This window comes from Methylotetracoccus oryzae, assembly GCF_006175985.1.
Lineage (GTDB): Bacteria > Pseudomonadota > Gammaproteobacteria > Methylococcales > Methylococcaceae > Methylotetracoccus > Methylotetracoccus oryzae.
This window is the reverse complement of record NZ_SRSH01000003.1, coordinates 62,326-77,491: the sequence shown is the minus strand read 5'-3', so window position 1 is coordinate 77,491 and position 15,166 is coordinate 62,326. Positions and strand designations below refer to the sequence as shown.

The window sequence follows — 15,166 nt, the reverse complement described above, 5'->3', positions numbered from 1 at the left end:
CTTCAGGCGATTGGTGCAATCAGTTCGCGATAGTCGTTCCGGGCGTGGTTCACGGCCGGCGTGACTGGCCAGCCGCGCAGTTGGTCGGCGTCGAAGGGTTGTAGCAACGCACGGATCGCATCGAGCGGCGCCGCGGGATCGAGCCAGATCCGGTAAGCATTGTCCGGCAGGATCAGCGGCATACGGTCATGCACCGTTGACACCCGTTCGTTCGCCGGCCCGACCAAGATGGTGCAGGAACGCAGGGTGTAGCCATCCGGCGCATGCCAGGTGTCCCACAACCCGGCCAGGGCGAGGCCCTCATCTCCCGCACTGGTGAAATAGGACGGCCACTTCTTGCCCGCTTCCGTTTTCCATTCATACCAGCCCGAGGCCGGGATCAGGCAGCGGCGGCTCTTGAGCGGGCCCCGGAACACGGGTTTGGTCTCGACGGTCTCGATCCGCGCGTTGAACGTGCTGTAGGGCAACTTGGAGTCCTTGGCCCAGAATGGCACCAGCCCCCAGCGGAAATCCTCCATCACGTAGCCGCCGTGATCAGCCTGGCGGATGGCCGCGATCGTCTGTGTCGGCGCGATGTTGTAACGCGGCGCACGTTCGGGGAATTCCGTTCCGAGAATCTGCTCGATCCGCTCGAAGCGGGTTTGCGCCACCGCAAAGCGTCCACACATGACACGCTGCTCCAGAAAGATCTGCATCCACTTTGCCGGCGTGGAAGGCAATCGGCAAGCACTGAACAAAGGTTACGGCGCGGCTCAGCGGCTTGTCGTATCGGATCGAGCTGAATAGCATGCCGTAGTATCACGCTCGACCTGAGAGACCGACGATGCCTACCGACTATCCCTCGGCGCCGCCACTGGACGTCAGCCACTGGTTCAACACCTCCGAGCCGCTATCGCTCGCCGCGCTCCACGGGCGGGTGGTAGTGCTGCATGCCTTCCAGATGCTCTGCCCAGGCTGCGTCAGCCATGGACTGCCCCAGGCGCAAGCCGTCCACGACCACTTCCATCTGCACGGGGTTACGGTGATCGGCCTGCACACCGTGTTCGAGCACCACGAAGCAATGACGCCAGTCGCGCTGAAGGCGTTCATTCACGAATACCGGCTGCGCATTCCGATCGGCGCGGATCGCCCGGCAACGACCGGCGTGATCCCGCACACAATGCGTGCTTACCAGCTGGAGGGCACGCCGTCACTGGTGGTTATCGATCGTACGGGGCGGATTCGGGAAACCGCCTTCGGACATGTCAAGGATCTGCGTCTCGGTGCGTTGCTTGGCTCTTTACTGTCGGAAACGCCGGCGACTCTGGTGACCGAACCAGAAGCCGCGGCACGGCAGCACGAGCCTGGAAGCTGTCACGAAGGCACCTGCCGGTCGTTGTAGCTCGTCCGGATCCGGCGCGCTGCCGCGGGTGAGCCGCGGCCCGTCATCGCCCGGCGGATCAAGCCTGCGCGTGACCGCAATAAGGGCTTTCCAACCCTGAGGCTGTCCTCTCGCTTTGGACGAATGCGTCCGCTGAATCAGCGATTGCGCTCGCCGCGTCGACATCTCGTCCCTGCATCGCATCTGCCGTAGCGCCTGGTGCCCGGACTCATTCGATGATCGGGTGTTGGAACGACAGCGGATCCTCGACGGGTTCCAGGTGCGTAACGATCAGGAGATTCGGAATGACGGCATGGATGTCGGATTCCAAACGCTCGAGTAGATCATGGCCCTGCTGCACGCTCGTGGCACCCGGCACGAGGACATGCAGGGTGATCAGACGCTGGGCGCCAGCGATCTGCGCTCGCAGATCGTGAAACTGAATTCCGTCCCGGCGATAGCGGTCCAGCACCGTATTGATCGCGGCGCGCTCACCGGCGGGCAGCGGATGCCCCAGGAGCCCGGCGAGCGAGCGGAGGATCAGCTGGGTGCCCGTTCCCAGAATATTCACTGCCGCCAGGAGCGCGATAGCGGAATCCAGCCAGGTCCAGCCGGTCAGCATGACGCCGCCCAGGCCGCCCAGTACTGCGACGGTCGTCCAGACATCCGTCATCAGGTGTTGGCCATCGGCCTCGAGCGTGATCGAGCCGAACCGCTTTCCGGCGCGCAGCAGGCTGCGCGCGACCCAGCCGTTAATGGCGGTCGCCCCGGCTGAGACCCAAAGCCCGATGTCCAGCGCGGCCAATGGCGCCGGGTGGAGCAGCCGGTCGCTGGCGGCCCAGACGATCCCGCCCGCCGCGACCAGGATCAGCGCGCCCTCGAAGCCACTGGAGAAGTATTCTGCGCGGCCATGACCGAACGGATGCTTCTCGTCCGCCGGTTGATCGGCCACCTTGAGTATGAACAACGCAAATACCGCTCCGGTCAGGTTGACCAGGGATTCGGCGGCATCCGACAGCAACGCGACAGAGTCGGTCAGGAGGTAGGCGAACACCTTCAGCGCCATGGTGGTGACTGCCGCAGCGATCGACCACCAGGCGTAGCGCGTCAGGGACGGGACCGCGCCGACCGCGGGCACGGGCATTCCTCCCGACTCAGGGCGACCGGCGAGGAAGCGCCGCAGTCGGCTCACCAGGCCCGCCGCCCCCCGATACCCCACGAGAGGCACAGCGACGGCAAGCACGCCGCCCAGCATCGCGAGTAACCAGTCGTCACCATGCAGCGGCCGGAGATTGAGATGAGCGGCGAGGCCAGGAATCTGCACGAGTAGCGCGGTCGTTCCCAGTGTTGCCACGGTCATCACCCAGGCGGCCTTGGTGCGGAGGCCGCTCAGCATGGCCGTTGCGGCGGCGCTGGCACAGGTCAGCACGACCATTGCCATCGCACGGGCATGCTCGATGTCTTGTCCCGGCGCCAGACTGCGTTGGTAACAGGCGATCACCAGACCCGTCAGCAGCGCGCCGATCACCGCGATCAGGCACCACTCCGCCACCGAAAAGAACCGGGCGGCGGGCTGGCGCTGAACCCGTTCGAGGGGACCCGTGGCGGGCAGTTCCTGAAACACGAGCAGCGCCGTCGGATGAATGATGGTTTCGTACCAGACGATGTGAATGGGCAGATACAGGATGGGATAGCCGGCCAGCGGAATCACGGTGGCGGTGATGACCAACGGGATGTGCATCAGCAGGATGTACAGAAAGCTCAATTGGAGATTCCGGAACAACTGACGGCCCTCGGCGATGGCCTGGACGATCGTGCGGAAGTTATCGTCCAGCAATACGATGGCCGCGGCCTCGCGCGCACTCCGGGTGCCCCGCCCGCCCATGGCGATCCCGATGTCGGCCGCCTGCAAGGCGGGTACGTCGTTCACGCCATCGCCCGTTACGGCGACGATCTCACCGCGAGCCTTCAGCGCCCGAACCAGGGCCAGCTTTTGGGTGGGCAGGGCCCTAGCCACGACTGCGACGGACGCCAGATCGAGCGACCGATTTTGTTCAAGGCTCACGGCAAGATCATCGCCGAGCATGACCTGGCCGCCCTGATCGAGCAGCCCGAGTTCCTGCGCGACGCAGGCGGCGGTTGCGGGGTGATCGCCGGTCACCATGACCACCCGGATGTCGGCTGCTCGACAGTGCTGCACGGCCTCGAGCGCCCCCGCCCTGAGTGGATCTTCGAATGCCAGAAGCCCCAGAAGCTGGCCTTTCAGATCCGGTTCGCCGCCGGGCCAGTCCGGTCCGAGATCCCAACGCAGGCAGGCGAGCACCTTATGCCCTGCGGCTGCCAAGCGATCCACTTCGTGCCGCCAGCGCGCAGACTCAGCCGGGTCGAGATTCGCCGCGGCCAGCAGTGCTTCCGGCGCGCCCTTGCTGGCTGCAACCAAGCATCCATCGGCTTGCACCACCGCGGTTTCGCGACGCCTCTGCTCGGTATACGGATAGGTCGCGACGACGGCGGCCGGCGCTCCGTGCCCCGGCATTTGTCGCCATCGTTCGAGAATGGCCGTGTCCATCGGGTCGCCCGATTCGTCTCGCGCCGCCAGAGCGGCGAATTCGAGCAACGCCATGTCGGTCACACCGTGAGCGGGGACGAGGTGCTCCAGCCGCAGGCGGCCTTCGGTGAGGGTACCGGTCTTATCGGTGCAGATGCAGCTGATCCGGCCCATGTTTTCCACCGCCACGCTGCGTCGCACCAGGGCCTTCCGCCGCGCCAGGCGATACACCCCGACGCCGAGAAAAACCGCAAAAACGACCGGAAACTCCTCCGGTAGCGCCGCGACGGCCAGCGTTGCCGCACTGATCAGGGCATCCATCCAATCGAAGCCTTGGCGGAGTCGCACCCCGGCCAATATCAGGCAAAGCACGCTGGCGATCACCACCAACAGCGTCACCAGATGAGCGATGGCACTCTGCAGCGGCGTTCGCTCTCGGGCCCCGCCGACCTTGGCGGCGCGCACGATCTCCCCGTACAGGGTTTCTCGTCCGGTGTACACCACACGGAGGTGGGCATTTCCGGTCAGCAGCCGAGTACCCGCCAGCCCCCAATGCGTATCGCTGATCCACACGGCATCCGTGGATGCGTCGCGCGAAGCAGGAAAATCAGCGGCAGCGCACTTCGCGACGGGATAAGCTTCTCCGGTCAGCGCCGCTTCATCGGCCTGGAGATTCTCACCCGCCACCAGCACACCGTCTGCCGGGAAGGTCTCGCCGGCGGCAACCCGAACGAGGTCGCCGGGGACCAACTCACAGGCCGGGAGCTCGAGCAACGCACCGTCCCTGATCGTCCGGGCGGTTTCCGCCAACTGACGGCTGAGGCTCGCCGTCGACGCCTGAGTCCGACGATGCAGAAAGGCATCCATACCGATCAAGGGCACGATCGCAATCAGCAGACTGGCCGCTTCCGCGGTGCTGCCCAGCGCCGCGTAGACCAATCCGACCCCGACCAGAAACCAGATCATCGGATCCTGTGCCGTGTCGCGAGCCAGACCGAGCCACGGACTCTCGACCACTTCGAGGATCTCGTTCTGTCCGTAGGTCCGTCGCCGCGCCAGGACAGCCTGTTGGGACAGGCCCTGCTGCCCCGCGGGTATGTCGGACCAACGGGAATGGGGAATCTCTCGACGCATCGGCAGATCGGGAAAACGCGTGCCACGGGTTCGGCATGGAAGGGCCGGTCATTATGAGCGCGTTGGCCCCCGTCATGTCACCTTCCGATGGGCCAATGACGGAGCCGCGTTAAGGCAGCCTTAATCCAGTCGCGGCATACTGACTGGGAAAACGCGCTCGGCGCCTGGGCGCCGAAACCCCGCATCCCCTCGTTTCTTTTTCGGAGAACGCACGTTGAAACCACGCATCCTCGTCTGGGACCTACCCACCCGGCTGTTCCATTGGTCGCTCGCCTTGAGCTTCGCCGGGGCCTATCTCACCGCCGAAAGCGAACGCTGGCGCGACGTGCACGTGACCTTGGGTTACGTCGTCCTGGGTCTGCTGGTGTTCCGCTTGTTCTGGGGCTTCATGGGCAGCCGCTATGCCCGGTTTGCCGAATTCGTCCGCGGACCGTCCGCGATCCGGGCGTATCTCTCAAGCTTGACGGCCGGGCGCCCAACCCACTATACCGGCCACAACCCGCTCGGCGCGGTCGCGATTCTGCTGTTGATCGGATTGGGCCTCGCCAGCAGCGTCTCAGGCTGGCTGCTTTACGCCGAAGTCGGGGGTGAGTCGCTCGAGGACGCGCTGGAGGAACTGCATGAGGTGCTCTCCAATGGCATGCTGGCCGTCGTGGTCCTGCACATCGCCGGCGTCATCCATGGCAGTTTCGTGCATCGGGAAAACCTCGCCTGGGCCATGCTGACCGGGCACAAGCAGGGCGCAGCGGAACAGGCGATCCCGAGCACGCGGCCCTGGGCCGCTCTTGCACTGATGGCGGGCGTGCTTGCCATCGTTGCCTGGGACCGCTTCGACAGTGCGGCATCCGAGGGGACGGAAGCTCCGTATCTAGATAGCGAGCTGGAGCTGGAGGACGATGACGAGGCGGTAGAGATCGAAGAGGAACCGGAAGACAACGACTGACCGGAACGCGCGCAGTCGCAGCGCGCCGGGCTGTCGGTCATGTGGCCCGCCGCGCCCGGCGCCGATCGCCTGCTCAGCGGGTTGCGATCCTCGATCCTGGCGTAGATGGCTCCCTGGTGAGCCCCTGCGATCTCCGGGAGGTGCCCCCGGGAAACAAAGCGGGTGATCAAGCCTCGGTCCAAAGGTCGTTCAAAGCCAGCGTGATCTGATCGAACGGTGCCGCGCTGACTGCATCGTCGTCCTTATACAGGCCGGCAACCGTCCAGCGCCCGCCTTCCAGCAGGTAGGTTTCGAGTATCCGGGCCAGCGGATCGACCAGCCACAGGTGGGGCACGTCGTGTTGGGCATAGACTGCCCGCTTGATCACGCGGTCCTTCTTTTGCGTCGTGGGCGACACCACCTCACAGACCCAGTCGGGCACGACCTCGAAGCGTTGGTCCTGCGGGATCTTCGGCATCCGCTCGCGCCGCCAGCCGGCGATGTCCGGTACCAGCACTTCGGTGTCACGCACGAAATGGATCTCGGGTTCATCGATGATCCACCAGCCCCCGGGTCCACCCCTGCCGCGGTGAAAGGCGAAGCCGATGTTCATTCCCAATACCGAACTCGCGGAGGCATGCGGTCCGGCGGGGCGCGGCTGCGTGTGCAACTCCCCGCCGATGATCTCGCCGACGAGGGCTTCGGGCAGTGCAATCAGTTGGTCGTAGAGGCTGATTGGGAGCGGTCGGGTCGCGGACATGATCGGAATACCTCACGCAAAGACGCCAAGAGGAAGGCACAGGCCGGCGCCGCCACAGGTGATCATTATCCACCGCACCGGCCAGGAGTCGAGCGGCTGCGGCGGCAGCGTCCCGCGCGCCCGGCGCCCGGCGCCCAGTGCGGAACCGGCGTTCAGCGGCGGTAACGCAGCAGCGCGATCAGGGTTTCACGCGGCGCCTCCCAATCCGCGATTTCGGCGTTCAGCCAGATCATGCCTGCGTGGGTCTCCTCGCCCTCGGCGACGCGGAACACGACGAAAAGCGCCTGCCGCAGCAGCGTCGCGCCAAAGCTTTCGGCGCCGGCCTGGATCTCGCTCCGCGGGGCGTGCTGAAACTAACGGTGCCGATATCGTCCTTGTGGGACTGGGATCGGTCGCTATCCCCTACTCGCCTGTGTCCATGACCAGGGCTGCCGCCGAGCCCCTTACTACCTACCAGCGAGCTTCAAGCCTTCTGCGGGGAGGAGAAAAGCGGGTTCATGGCCGAGCACGCTCTTGAATCAGCCCATCCAGCAGCTTGACGAAATTCCGCTTCGCTTTGTACCGTACCCGCAGCGTCGCCAGATAACCACGAAAGTCGTCAATATTCCCCGCGGCCTGCATCAATCGACCGACCTTACGGAGATGACGTATCGCTTCCTGGTAAGCCCGATTCTCGGTTTCCTCGATGACGCTGGGAATAATGCGGCGATAGAGGGTCACGGCATCGTCGCGCCGAGGCCCTTCGAGTTTTCCAGCCAGCGACAGCAGCAGATCCCGTCGGCACCCGCCCCGTTGAATGACCTGCCAGGCGGTGTCGAGATCGTTCTCCCACAGAGCGATCTCCACCCGTAGCGACCAGTCAGGCAAAGCCGGTTTCGGCCTGAATCCGCTGAGCGCTTCGGCCGATCGCTGGGCGAGCGCCTCGACTGCGGCGAGTGCACGCTGTCGCTGCTCCGGCCATCGACCGAGCCGGTCGGCCACATCATGTAGCTTGCGGTAATGTTCCACCGTTGCCCGTACTTCGAACTGGATCCAGGTGAGTTGCAGTGCGTCATCATCGCGACCGCGTTTGAGATATTCCTTAACAAGAAAGTCTCGCAGCCGATCATCTGGCCGGTTCGGGAAAGACTTGATACCGCGCTCCGCCCAGTCCAGGGCCAACTCGTCGTGACCGGCCTTGTGGTAGATCTCGGCGATCGTCAGGTACTGGTATGGGGAGGACAGGTCGCGGGACTTCACCGCCACCAGCGCGTCGGTGTCGCCGGACATCTGCGCCAGCGTTTCCATGATGTGGGTGATCCGGAACCGGTCCGAGAAATCGCTGCGATGCTTCTGATCGCTCGGGCCCAACGGCTGGATCTGTTCCCACTGCCGTTCCGCCAGGGAGCGAAAGCGGGCGATCCCTTCCTTTCCCAGCACGTCCTGATAAATCCGCACGCTGTCGGAGTAGGAGTCGAAAGACACAGACAGTTCGTATCGGAATAAACGTTCGGCCAGCGCAACCGGCTCGGGCCTGGCCAGCTGACAGGCGCGCAGGTGCAAATCGCCAAGCCGGGCGAGGACATCACCCACCTCTCCGCCGGAATCGTCGACATCCTCCGCCAGCAACTGGTCCACCTTTTCGATGGCATATTCGGCCAGCTCGACCAACGCACCCGCCGAACCGGGTGTCAGCAGTTCCTCCAGGGAATCGACCAATACATCAAGATCGGAGGCGAGATCACCCGCCTCATCCCAAGCGACAAATCCGCGGACGCGCGTCGCGTCGTCGATGGCCTTTCGAAAGGCTCGCAGAATGTCCATCGAACCGCTGGCGCGTTCCGCCTTCAATAGCAGACTGCGATGCAGCGCATCATCGCGCTGCGCTTGCTCCATGATCAACTGGGTGAGGACTTCGGGCGACTGGACGAGCAGATAGTCCCGGATCAGGGATTCGGGATCACGCCCATGGTCAGGGTCGCCAACCTCCGGGTCGGGAATCGTTTCGTCTAGCATGGCTAGGCCCACGGCGACGCAGTGCTTGCAGAAATAGCCATCCGCCGCGCGCGGACAACTACAGCCGTAGCCGAGTTCGTCACCGTCGGCCCACAACTCGACGTGGTAGGGCTCAGAGCCCATGACTTGCGCGCTGACCAGCTCATCACTGCGACGCAAGCGCTCGACAGCGCCGTCCACCAAGTAATCTTCGCCTCGCGTAAAAGCACTCGCTCCGGCCAGCGCTTTCAGAGCTGCCGGGGTGATCAGTCGCTCAAGTTTGGCCATACGGTGGTTTGGTTATTCATCGCGGAATCGGAGGCCCCAGCTTCTGCCACGCAACGTCCTGCATTTTCATGATGGACTTGGGGCCGTCGACGGAATGATCACAGCCGTTGACCAGCTACAGGGTAACCCGTGTCGGTGGGCGACGCCCACGCGACCCGCGCAGCTCTCGCCCCCCGGCTCATTGAAATGCGGTTGAAGGACCTCTTGCACGCCGGTGGATCCCGGCCGATCGAGACAGAGTGAGCTGCCGTTCCATGGAAGCGCGCTGTCGCAAGCCCCGGTCGCAACAGTTTACCCGAGCCCTGTGTAACGGTGTGTCACCGTTACACATGTGCATTCCGGCACGGGCGCTTTGTAATCTACAGAAATGCAAAACGACGAAAGTCGGGCGCGCAACGGGCTGCTCACAAGCATTCGGTGCATTCAACCGCAACATTCCCGGAGTAGAGTCCCATGCGCCATTTCACGATCGCGGCCCTCGCCGGCTGCGTTTTCTTCAGCACGCCCGCTCTTGCGGCCAAACCCAGTTTCCAATGCGGCAGGTCCGCTCATGAAATCGAAGAACTGATCTGTAGCAACGACGACCTGGCGGCACTGGATGTGTCGTTGAATAATCTTTACAAAACCGTGCTCAAGAACACCCCGCCCAGGGCACAGGCGCGCCTGAAAGCGGAACAGTCCGGCTGGGTCAAGGGCCGCAACGACTGCTGGAAAGCCGACGACAAGGTGGCCTGCACTCGCGCCGAATACGAGTCCCGCATCAACGAACTGAAAGATCGATAACACAGTTGAAACCCACGTTCCGACCAGGAGAGCACGACGATGACGAAGAAAGAATGCCTAGCCAAGATGAACGCGCAGATCGAGGACTGGAAGTGCGAGATGAAGGCACTGGAAGACAAAGCAGCAGACGCAGGCGAGGACGTCAAGGCCAAATGTCACGAGGCCATGGACGCGCTGCGCTGCCAATGCCAGGAAGGGGAAGCCAAGCTGGAGGAGTGGAAGGCCAAGGCCGAGGACGCCTGGGAGGACTTCCAGGATGAGGCCGAGGACGCGCTGACCTCGTTGAAGACCTCGATGAGCGATTCCATCCAACGCATCAAGTCGTTCTTTGCGTAAGATTCGGATGGCAGCGCAGGCGCGACACCGGTCGCGCCAAGCGCCACCGGAACAACGGTTTTGAATCCATCAGGAGAATGCCCGCCATGGGTAACACCGCGCTGCTGTCCACACTGGCTACCGCGATGACCCTTGCGGCCTGCGGGGAATCCTAGCAACAAGACGCCACCAAGGCCGCAAACGACAAGGCCGCCGCGACGCTAGAAAAATCCGCCGCCCCGCACTGATGGCACGTTCCGAGAACCACCCTCATCGCACACTGACAGGAGAGTTCACATGAGTCTATTCAGCTCGATTCTGGCGAAACTGGGCATCGGCAGCGCCGAAGCAGCACCGGCAACGCAGGCAGCGCCGATCAGCACGGTGGATGTGGTCGCCAAGCTGGAAGGCATGGCGGCGACGCATGCCGAAAAGCTGAACTGGAAGACGTCGATCGTCGATCTGTTGAAGGTTTTGGCCCTGGACAGCAGCCTGGCGGCTCGGAAAGAGCTGGCCACCGAGTTGGGCTGCCCGGTCGACAAGATGGGCGACTCGGCACACATGAATGTGTGGCTGCACCAGACGGTCCTGAAAAAGCTGGCCGAGAACGGCGGCAATATTCCGAAAGAGCTGCTCGATTGAGATTTCGCTGGCGCAGTTCGAAGTGGGCGGATGCATTTGGGCATGCGCCTTTCCGGCAACATGGGCCCGGACGCGGTCGCGCCCGGGCGGATCGAGGAGGTCGACATGTCGAAGACGGTATGGCTTTTGATGGTTGCCTTCGCCGCGTTCGTGCTGCGAGCGCCAGTGCTGATGGCGGCCGAAAGCCGCGTGGAGCGGGTCAGTTTCAAGGCCGGGGCCGCATCGGCGACCCTGAAGGGCGCGATCAAGGGTGACCAGACGGTCGACTATGTCCTCGCTGCCAGGGCCGGGCAAATGATGAGTGTCACCCTCGACACCAGCAACGGTGCCAATTTTTTCAACGTCCTGCCACCCGGTTCCGACGCAGCGATCGCGAACGGTTCCACACTCGGCAATGCCTGGGCCGGCACGCTACCCGTCGACGGCGACTACCGAGTGCGCGTCTACCTGATGCGCAGTGCGGCTCGCCGGAACGAGCAAGCCCGTTATACGCTCACCCTAGAAATTGCCGGTAGCAAGGCGGCGGCCGCGGCGCCAACGGGTGACGCCAAGGTGGCCGGAACGCCGTACCACGCGACTGGAAAAGTGCCGTGCTCGGTCGGTCCCGATCCGAAAGGCTCGGCCCAATGCTCGTTCGGGGTCATCCGCGGCGCGCCCGGGACTGCCGAGGTCCATCTCGCCGACCCCGGCTTCGACGTCAGTCTGCACAAGGACCAGCTGCGCGTTCTCCGATTTGCCGGCGCGCGGGTCACAAGCCCCGATCCCAAGGTAAGGGTGACCGCCGAGAAGAAGGGCGACGAGTGGTCGATCGCTATCGACGGCTTCCAGTTTTTCACCATCCCGGAGGCGGTAATCGTTGGCGGTTGAGGTCGTCTCCGGCACCGCGATACGTCACGGGACAGCGAATCGGGGGAAGCCCTGAGCCGTTTCCTGGTCGAGCAGCCGCGGCACATACTCGCGGTCGCGTTGATGCACCTTGCACTGTGGGCCGCGGTGCGCGGCGGCCGAATTCCAGCCGTTCGGCACCCTCACGTGCTGTTCGTGCCGGCGCTGGTCTGGCTGGCCTATGCCGCCTGGGAATGGCTGGTGCTGGTAAAGTCGCCGGAGGCGAACATCCGCGTCGATTGTTTGATCATTTGGCCGCTGCTGGCCCTGCTGACCCTCTGGGCAGCGGTACGCGCCTTTCGCTCTTGAGTCAGCGGAGGCCGTCGCGCGAAGTGCGCCGTAACCACTGCGTCAGCGGAGCGGAGCCCGCAGTAGACAATTGCAACACAGGCGAACACCGCCAGATGCACTACACGAAACCGACTTCTTTGGCACTGATCATCCTGTCGCTCGGTGCCGGCCCCGTCGCCGCCGACGCCGACGGACCCGATTTCTACCGGGTCACCGGGGTCAGCCCGCACGATGTGCTCAACATCCGCGCGGTCCCCAAGCCCAACGGGACCAAGTTGGGCACGATCCCGCCCGGCGGGGCCTGCATCCGCAATCTCGGCTGCCAGGGCGGCCTGAGCGTTCAGGAATTCTCCACCTTGAGCAAGGCCGAACAGGCAGCCCGCCTGAAACGGAACCCCTGCTGGTGCCGGGTCGAATACCAGGGCGTCACCGGCTGGGTGGCCGGGCGCTATCTTGCCGAGGGCAGCTGCCCCTAGCCCGGTCCATGCGCCTCCATCTCTGTTCCATCAACTCTTCAACGACGAGAGAATCCGTATGAACCTCACCAGCCTGCTCATTTTCCTCGCCATCGGCGCCGTCGCCGGCTGGCTCGCCGGCCAACTCCTGAAGGGCGGCGGCTACGGCCTGCTCGGCAACATGGTCATCGGCATCGTCGGCTCGGTGGTCGGCGGCTTCGTCTTCGGTCTGTTTGGCATCGCCGCGGGCGGCCTGATCGGCTCGATCGTCACCGCGACCGTCGGCGCCATGGTGCTGCTCTACGTCGTTGGCCTGATCAAGCGCGCGTGAAGCGCGCAATGATCCAGGTGGGCACGCAGTGGCGAAACCCTGAATCCGGTTTTCGACCGGCGATCCAGGGTTCGCCGCCACCTTCTCTGCTGACCGCCGATCGTCGCTGAATTCACGCCGCACAACCCCTCACGCGTCTGCTCGTCTGACCCATCGCGTCGGATGGATCAGGCGTCAGCGAACCCTATCCCCCCTTCACTCGGAGCCTTGCCAACCCATGTTCGCACGCGCCTTCGCCTTCGCTCTCATGGCCTGCTTCGGGTCGGGCTGCATCGCCACTCCCGGAACTGGTCGGTCTTCGCCAGAACATGCCGACCGGACCGCGGAGCTCCAGGCGGTCTTTGGCCAGCCCAGTCAGGCTGGCTTCGGTAGCGCCGTTTTTGCCGAACGGGTCGAACGGCCTCAAGACCTCGAGGCTGCGGCCAAGCGCTGTTACCGTCATTTCCTGGGGAAACAATGGGCAGAGACCGGCGAATCAGTCTGGATGGCGCCGTGGCAGCGCGTCTACGCCCGCCCGCCGGGCCTGCGCGCCGATATCGTCGCGGAGCTGCGCGGCATCCGGAATCCCGCCGCCCGCTCATCGATCTCGGTGCTGCTCGAGGGTCACGATACGCCCGACGCCGCCCAGCATGCGCTGTCGACCGTCTACGATGACGCGGGGATGGAAATTGTCCAGGTCTACACGCTCGGTGATGGCGCGGCGCTATCCGGCGTACTCATCGCGGGTCGCACCCGCAACGGTGCATCGACTTTGCTCATTTTCCTGATGGATTGACTACGAGCAGTTCCAGCACCATACCTATCGGGCGGGAAAGGACGTCAAGGACCGGGCGGCGCGCCTAGATCGATCGCGCTCGATGACGCCACCTCAATGACGATTCCGGTGAGGGAGCGATAGTTCGTGGGCGCTGCATAAGTCCTCAGCCGGCCGCGGAGGAAAACCCGCGTAGGCCGACCAGACTCGGCATCCGCCCGAAACGTTGCCAGCAGGGCATCCCGCCCCGCATCATTCCGCACGTGCACCGGGAAGGACTGGCCGACCGGATCATCCTCCGCCGCTTTCAGACCGAAGCGCCAGGTGTTGGGATTTGGCCCTTCACCGCTCCAGTAATCTGCAAGCACCCTGCGGACACCCGCGTCGCCATAAAGGTTGCCATGATCGACGAAACCCCAGACGCGGACATCCCTGTCCTCCAGACGCCGGACGTCGTCCGCGCTCCGCTCAAATCCGTGCTTGCTGATTTCCACTGCGGAAATGTAACCATCGGAAGGAACCCAGCACCCTGCCACAACGAAGCTGCCGGCCAGCGTCGCGATGCGCAGCACCCGAGGCATCGTGCGCCTCCGTCTGTGCGCGGGGAATTCGCTGCTGACGCCGCACGTGCGCCGTCTCGAACGACGACGGCCGCAGGCTTCGGCTACGCCGGCCATCGGTTCAAATGCGTCCGGAGAGCGGGGAGACAACCACGGATCACGAACAGCCCGGCGGCCGATCCATTTTGACCAACGCCGCACGGTTACAGCGGGTTACAGACCGCTTGCGAGAGGTCTGCCTGAGGCGATGCAGGAACGTAGACCAGTTCCCCCGACAGTCGACGGAAATCGGTTTCAGATTGTCAGGGCGGCTGTCACTTGCACTTCGGATGCGTGCCGATGTCGTCCGCGCTGACAACATGGTTCTTTGCATTCGTAAGTTGGACGCATTGATGCGTCTTGGCGTTGTAGTAGATGCCGTAAAGTGTGTCGCCCTGGGTGATGGTGTCGACGTTCTTGAAGCCCTTCGCGGTCATCATGTCGAAGGACTTGATCGAGTTCACGCCCTTCAGATCCGAAATCTTCGCCTTTGACGCATGATCTTTGGTGGCCGCGCTCTGCGTTGCCGTCGGATAGGTAGGCTTTTCGTGATCTTCGGCGGCGCGGCAGCCCTTCTTGTAGGAATCCCCGTGCTGGTTCTGGTCATAGCGACCCTTGAGGCAGTCGTTATAGCCGCGCTGGTATTCACGCTCCGAGGGCGTTGTGGCCAACGCGGCAGGGGCGGCCCCGATGACGAGAACGGCGGCGGCAACGATGGAAACCTTCATGATCGGCGGGCTCCTAAAAAAAAAGAAAATCACGAGGCGCTGGGGGTCATTGGGGACAGAAAATGTTCCCCACAGTCGCGCCTTGCGAAGGAGTGGGAAAGATAAAGGAGTCAGGCTGATTAGTCATCGTCAGCATCTGGCGGGGACAGCGACTCGCAGCAGGGTCCTATGACTAAATTCTCGCTCGAAACCTTCACCGCACTTGACCCAGACCGTAACCCCGGCGTAATTCCAGCGAAAAACAAAAAGGCTTGCATCTCTGCAAGCCTCTGTTTTCTTGGTGGGCCCTCAAGGACTTGAACCTTGGACCAAGGGATTATGAGTCCCCTGCTCTAACCAACTGAGCTAAGGGCCCGAGATGGTGGGTAGTTTACCCGTTCCCGGTTGCTCCGCGGGA

At 63.6% G+C, this 15,166-nt stretch carries 16 protein-coding genes and 1 tRNA gene; 10 read left to right on the top strand and 7 right to left on the bottom strand.

Annotated elements, in window-relative coordinates:
• Window positions 1–2: 2 nt before the first annotated feature.
• Window positions 3–695, bottom strand: coding sequence for an SOS response-associated peptidase (locus tag BWR02_RS04410; RefSeq protein WP_139556547.1), 693 nt, complete (start codon window positions 693–695; stop codon window positions 3–5).
• A gap of 128 nt (window positions 696–823) precedes the next feature.
• Between BWR02_RS04410 and BWR02_RS04405 the strand changes: the two genes are divergently transcribed.
• Window positions 824–1,381 (top strand): peroxiredoxin family protein, encoded by a 558-nt coding sequence (locus BWR02_RS04405; RefSeq protein WP_139556546.1) that lies wholly within the window; start codon window positions 824–826, stop codon window positions 1,379–1,381.
• A gap of 208 nt (window positions 1,382–1,589) precedes the next feature.
• Here BWR02_RS04405 and BWR02_RS04400 read toward each other — a convergent pair whose 3' ends face one another.
• Window positions 1,590–5,042, bottom strand: a complete 3,453-nt coding sequence (locus BWR02_RS04400) for an HAD-IC family P-type ATPase (RefSeq protein ID WP_162560005.1) — start codon at window positions 5,040–5,042, stop codon at window positions 1,590–1,592.
• Between the two features lie 214 nt (window positions 5,043–5,256).
• On the opposite strand from BWR02_RS04400, the gene BWR02_RS04395 reads away from it, so the two are divergent.
• Complete coding sequence (locus BWR02_RS04395) at window positions 5,257–5,985, top strand: cytochrome b/b6 domain-containing protein (protein ID WP_139556545.1); 729 nt, start codon at window positions 5,257–5,259, stop codon at window positions 5,983–5,985.
• Window positions 5,986–6,151: 166 nt separating this feature from the next.
• Here the strand turns inward: BWR02_RS04395 and BWR02_RS04390 are convergent, their stop codons facing one another.
• Window positions 6,152–6,724, bottom strand: a complete 573-nt coding sequence (locus BWR02_RS04390; protein WP_139556544.1) for a Uma2 family endonuclease — start codon at window positions 6,722–6,724, stop codon at window positions 6,152–6,154.
• Window positions 6,725–7,219: 495 nt separating this feature from the next.
• Complete coding sequence (locus BWR02_RS04385; protein WP_139556543.1) at window positions 7,220–8,986, bottom strand: SWIM zinc finger family protein; 1,767 nt, start codon at window positions 8,984–8,986, stop codon at window positions 7,220–7,222.
• A 453-nt stretch (window positions 8,987–9,439) separates the two neighbouring features.
• On the opposite strand from BWR02_RS04385, the gene BWR02_RS04380 reads away from it, so the two are divergent.
• From BWR02_RS04380 to BWR02_RS04345, 8 genes are all read left to right on the top strand, one after another.
• Window positions 9,440–9,769 (top strand): lysozyme inhibitor LprI family protein, encoded by a 330-nt coding sequence (locus BWR02_RS04380; protein ID WP_139556542.1) that lies wholly within the window; start codon window positions 9,440–9,442, stop codon window positions 9,767–9,769.
• 39 nt (window positions 9,770–9,808) lie between these two features.
• A complete protein-coding gene (locus tag BWR02_RS04375) occupies window positions 9,809–10,105 on the top strand; it encodes a sll1863 family stress response protein (protein ID WP_139556541.1) in 297 nt (98 codons plus the stop codon).
• Between the two features lie 276 nt (window positions 10,106–10,381).
• Window positions 10,382–10,726, top strand: a complete 345-nt coding sequence (locus BWR02_RS04370) for a DUF3597 domain-containing protein (protein WP_139556540.1) — start codon at window positions 10,382–10,384, stop codon at window positions 10,724–10,726.
• 42 nt (window positions 10,727–10,768) lie between these two features.
• Complete coding sequence (locus BWR02_RS04365; RefSeq protein ID WP_139556539.1) at window positions 10,769–11,593, top strand: hypothetical protein; 825 nt, start codon at window positions 10,769–10,771, stop codon at window positions 11,591–11,593.
• Between the two features lie 165 nt (window positions 11,594–11,758).
• A complete protein-coding gene (locus tag BWR02_RS04360) occupies window positions 11,759–11,920 on the top strand; it encodes a hypothetical protein (protein WP_162560004.1) in 162 nt (53 codons plus the stop codon).
• 119 nt (window positions 11,921–12,039) lie between these two features.
• A complete protein-coding gene (locus tag BWR02_RS04355; RefSeq protein ID WP_201276149.1) occupies window positions 12,040–12,378 on the top strand; it encodes an SH3 domain-containing protein in 339 nt (112 codons plus the stop codon).
• A 58-nt stretch (window positions 12,379–12,436) separates the two neighbouring features.
• Window positions 12,437–12,688: a GlsB/YeaQ/YmgE family stress response membrane protein gene (locus BWR02_RS04350; protein WP_139556536.1), complete on the top strand. Its 252-nt coding sequence runs from the start codon at window positions 12,437–12,439 to the stop codon at window positions 12,686–12,688.
• A gap of 217 nt (window positions 12,689–12,905) precedes the next feature.
• Complete coding sequence (locus BWR02_RS04345) at window positions 12,906–13,463, top strand: hypothetical protein (RefSeq protein WP_201276148.1); 558 nt, start codon at window positions 12,906–12,908, stop codon at window positions 13,461–13,463.
• Window positions 13,464–13,507: 44 nt separating this feature from the next.
• Here BWR02_RS04345 and BWR02_RS04340 read toward each other — a convergent pair whose 3' ends face one another.
• From BWR02_RS04340 to BWR02_RS04330, 3 genes are all read right to left on the bottom strand, one after another.
• Window positions 13,508–14,023, bottom strand: coding sequence for a hypothetical protein (locus BWR02_RS04340; RefSeq protein ID WP_139556535.1), 516 nt, complete (start codon window positions 14,021–14,023; stop codon window positions 13,508–13,510).
• Between the two features lie 293 nt (window positions 14,024–14,316).
• Complete coding sequence (locus BWR02_RS04335; RefSeq protein ID WP_139556534.1) at window positions 14,317–14,769, bottom strand: hypothetical protein; 453 nt, start codon at window positions 14,767–14,769, stop codon at window positions 14,317–14,319.
• Window positions 14,770–15,047: 278 nt separating this feature from the next.
• Window positions 15,048–15,124 (bottom strand) — tRNA-Ile (locus tag BWR02_RS04330).
• Window positions 15,125–15,166 lie beyond the last annotated feature (42 nt).

What these genes read in the sequence shown, in the direction of transcription:
- BWR02_RS04410 (WP_139556547.1), bottom strand. Translation starts at nt 695, where the DNA reads ATGCAGATCTTTCTGGAGCAGCGTGTCATGTGTGGACGCTTTGCGGTG.
- BWR02_RS04405 (WP_139556546.1), top strand. Translation starts at nt 824, where the DNA reads ATGCCTACCGACTATCCCTCGGCGCCGCCACTGGACGTCAGCCACTGG.
- BWR02_RS04400 (WP_162560005.1), bottom strand. Translation starts at nt 5,042, where the DNA reads ATGCGTCGAGAGATTCCCCATTCCCGTTGGTCCGACATACCCGCGGGG.
- BWR02_RS04390 (WP_139556544.1), bottom strand. Translation starts at nt 6,724, where the DNA reads ATGTCCGCGACCCGACCGCTCCCAATCAGCCTCTACGACCAACTGATT.
- BWR02_RS04385 (WP_139556543.1), bottom strand. Translation starts at nt 8,986, where the DNA reads ATGGCCAAACTTGAGCGACTGATCACCCCGGCAGCTCTGAAAGCGCTG.
- BWR02_RS04380 (WP_139556542.1), top strand. Translation starts at nt 9,440, where the DNA reads ATGCGCCATTTCACGATCGCGGCCCTCGCCGGCTGCGTTTTCTTCAGC.
- BWR02_RS04375 (WP_139556541.1), top strand. Translation starts at nt 9,809, where the DNA reads ATGACGAAGAAAGAATGCCTAGCCAAGATGAACGCGCAGATCGAGGAC.
- BWR02_RS04370 (WP_139556540.1), top strand. Translation starts at nt 10,382, where the DNA reads ATGAGTCTATTCAGCTCGATTCTGGCGAAACTGGGCATCGGCAGCGCC.
- BWR02_RS04365 (WP_139556539.1), top strand. Translation starts at nt 10,769, where the DNA reads ATGCGCCTTTCCGGCAACATGGGCCCGGACGCGGTCGCGCCCGGGCGG.
- BWR02_RS04350 (WP_139556536.1), top strand. Translation starts at nt 12,437, where the DNA reads ATGAACCTCACCAGCCTGCTCATTTTCCTCGCCATCGGCGCCGTCGCC.
- BWR02_RS04345 (WP_201276148.1), top strand. Translation starts at nt 12,906, where the DNA reads ATGTTCGCACGCGCCTTCGCCTTCGCTCTCATGGCCTGCTTCGGGTCG.
- BWR02_RS04340 (WP_139556535.1), bottom strand. Translation starts at nt 14,023, where the DNA reads ATGCCTCGGGTGCTGCGCATCGCGACGCTGGCCGGCAGCTTCGTTGTG.
- BWR02_RS04335 (WP_139556534.1), bottom strand. Translation starts at nt 14,769, where the DNA reads ATGAAGGTTTCCATCGTTGCCGCCGCCGTTCTCGTCATCGGGGCCGCC.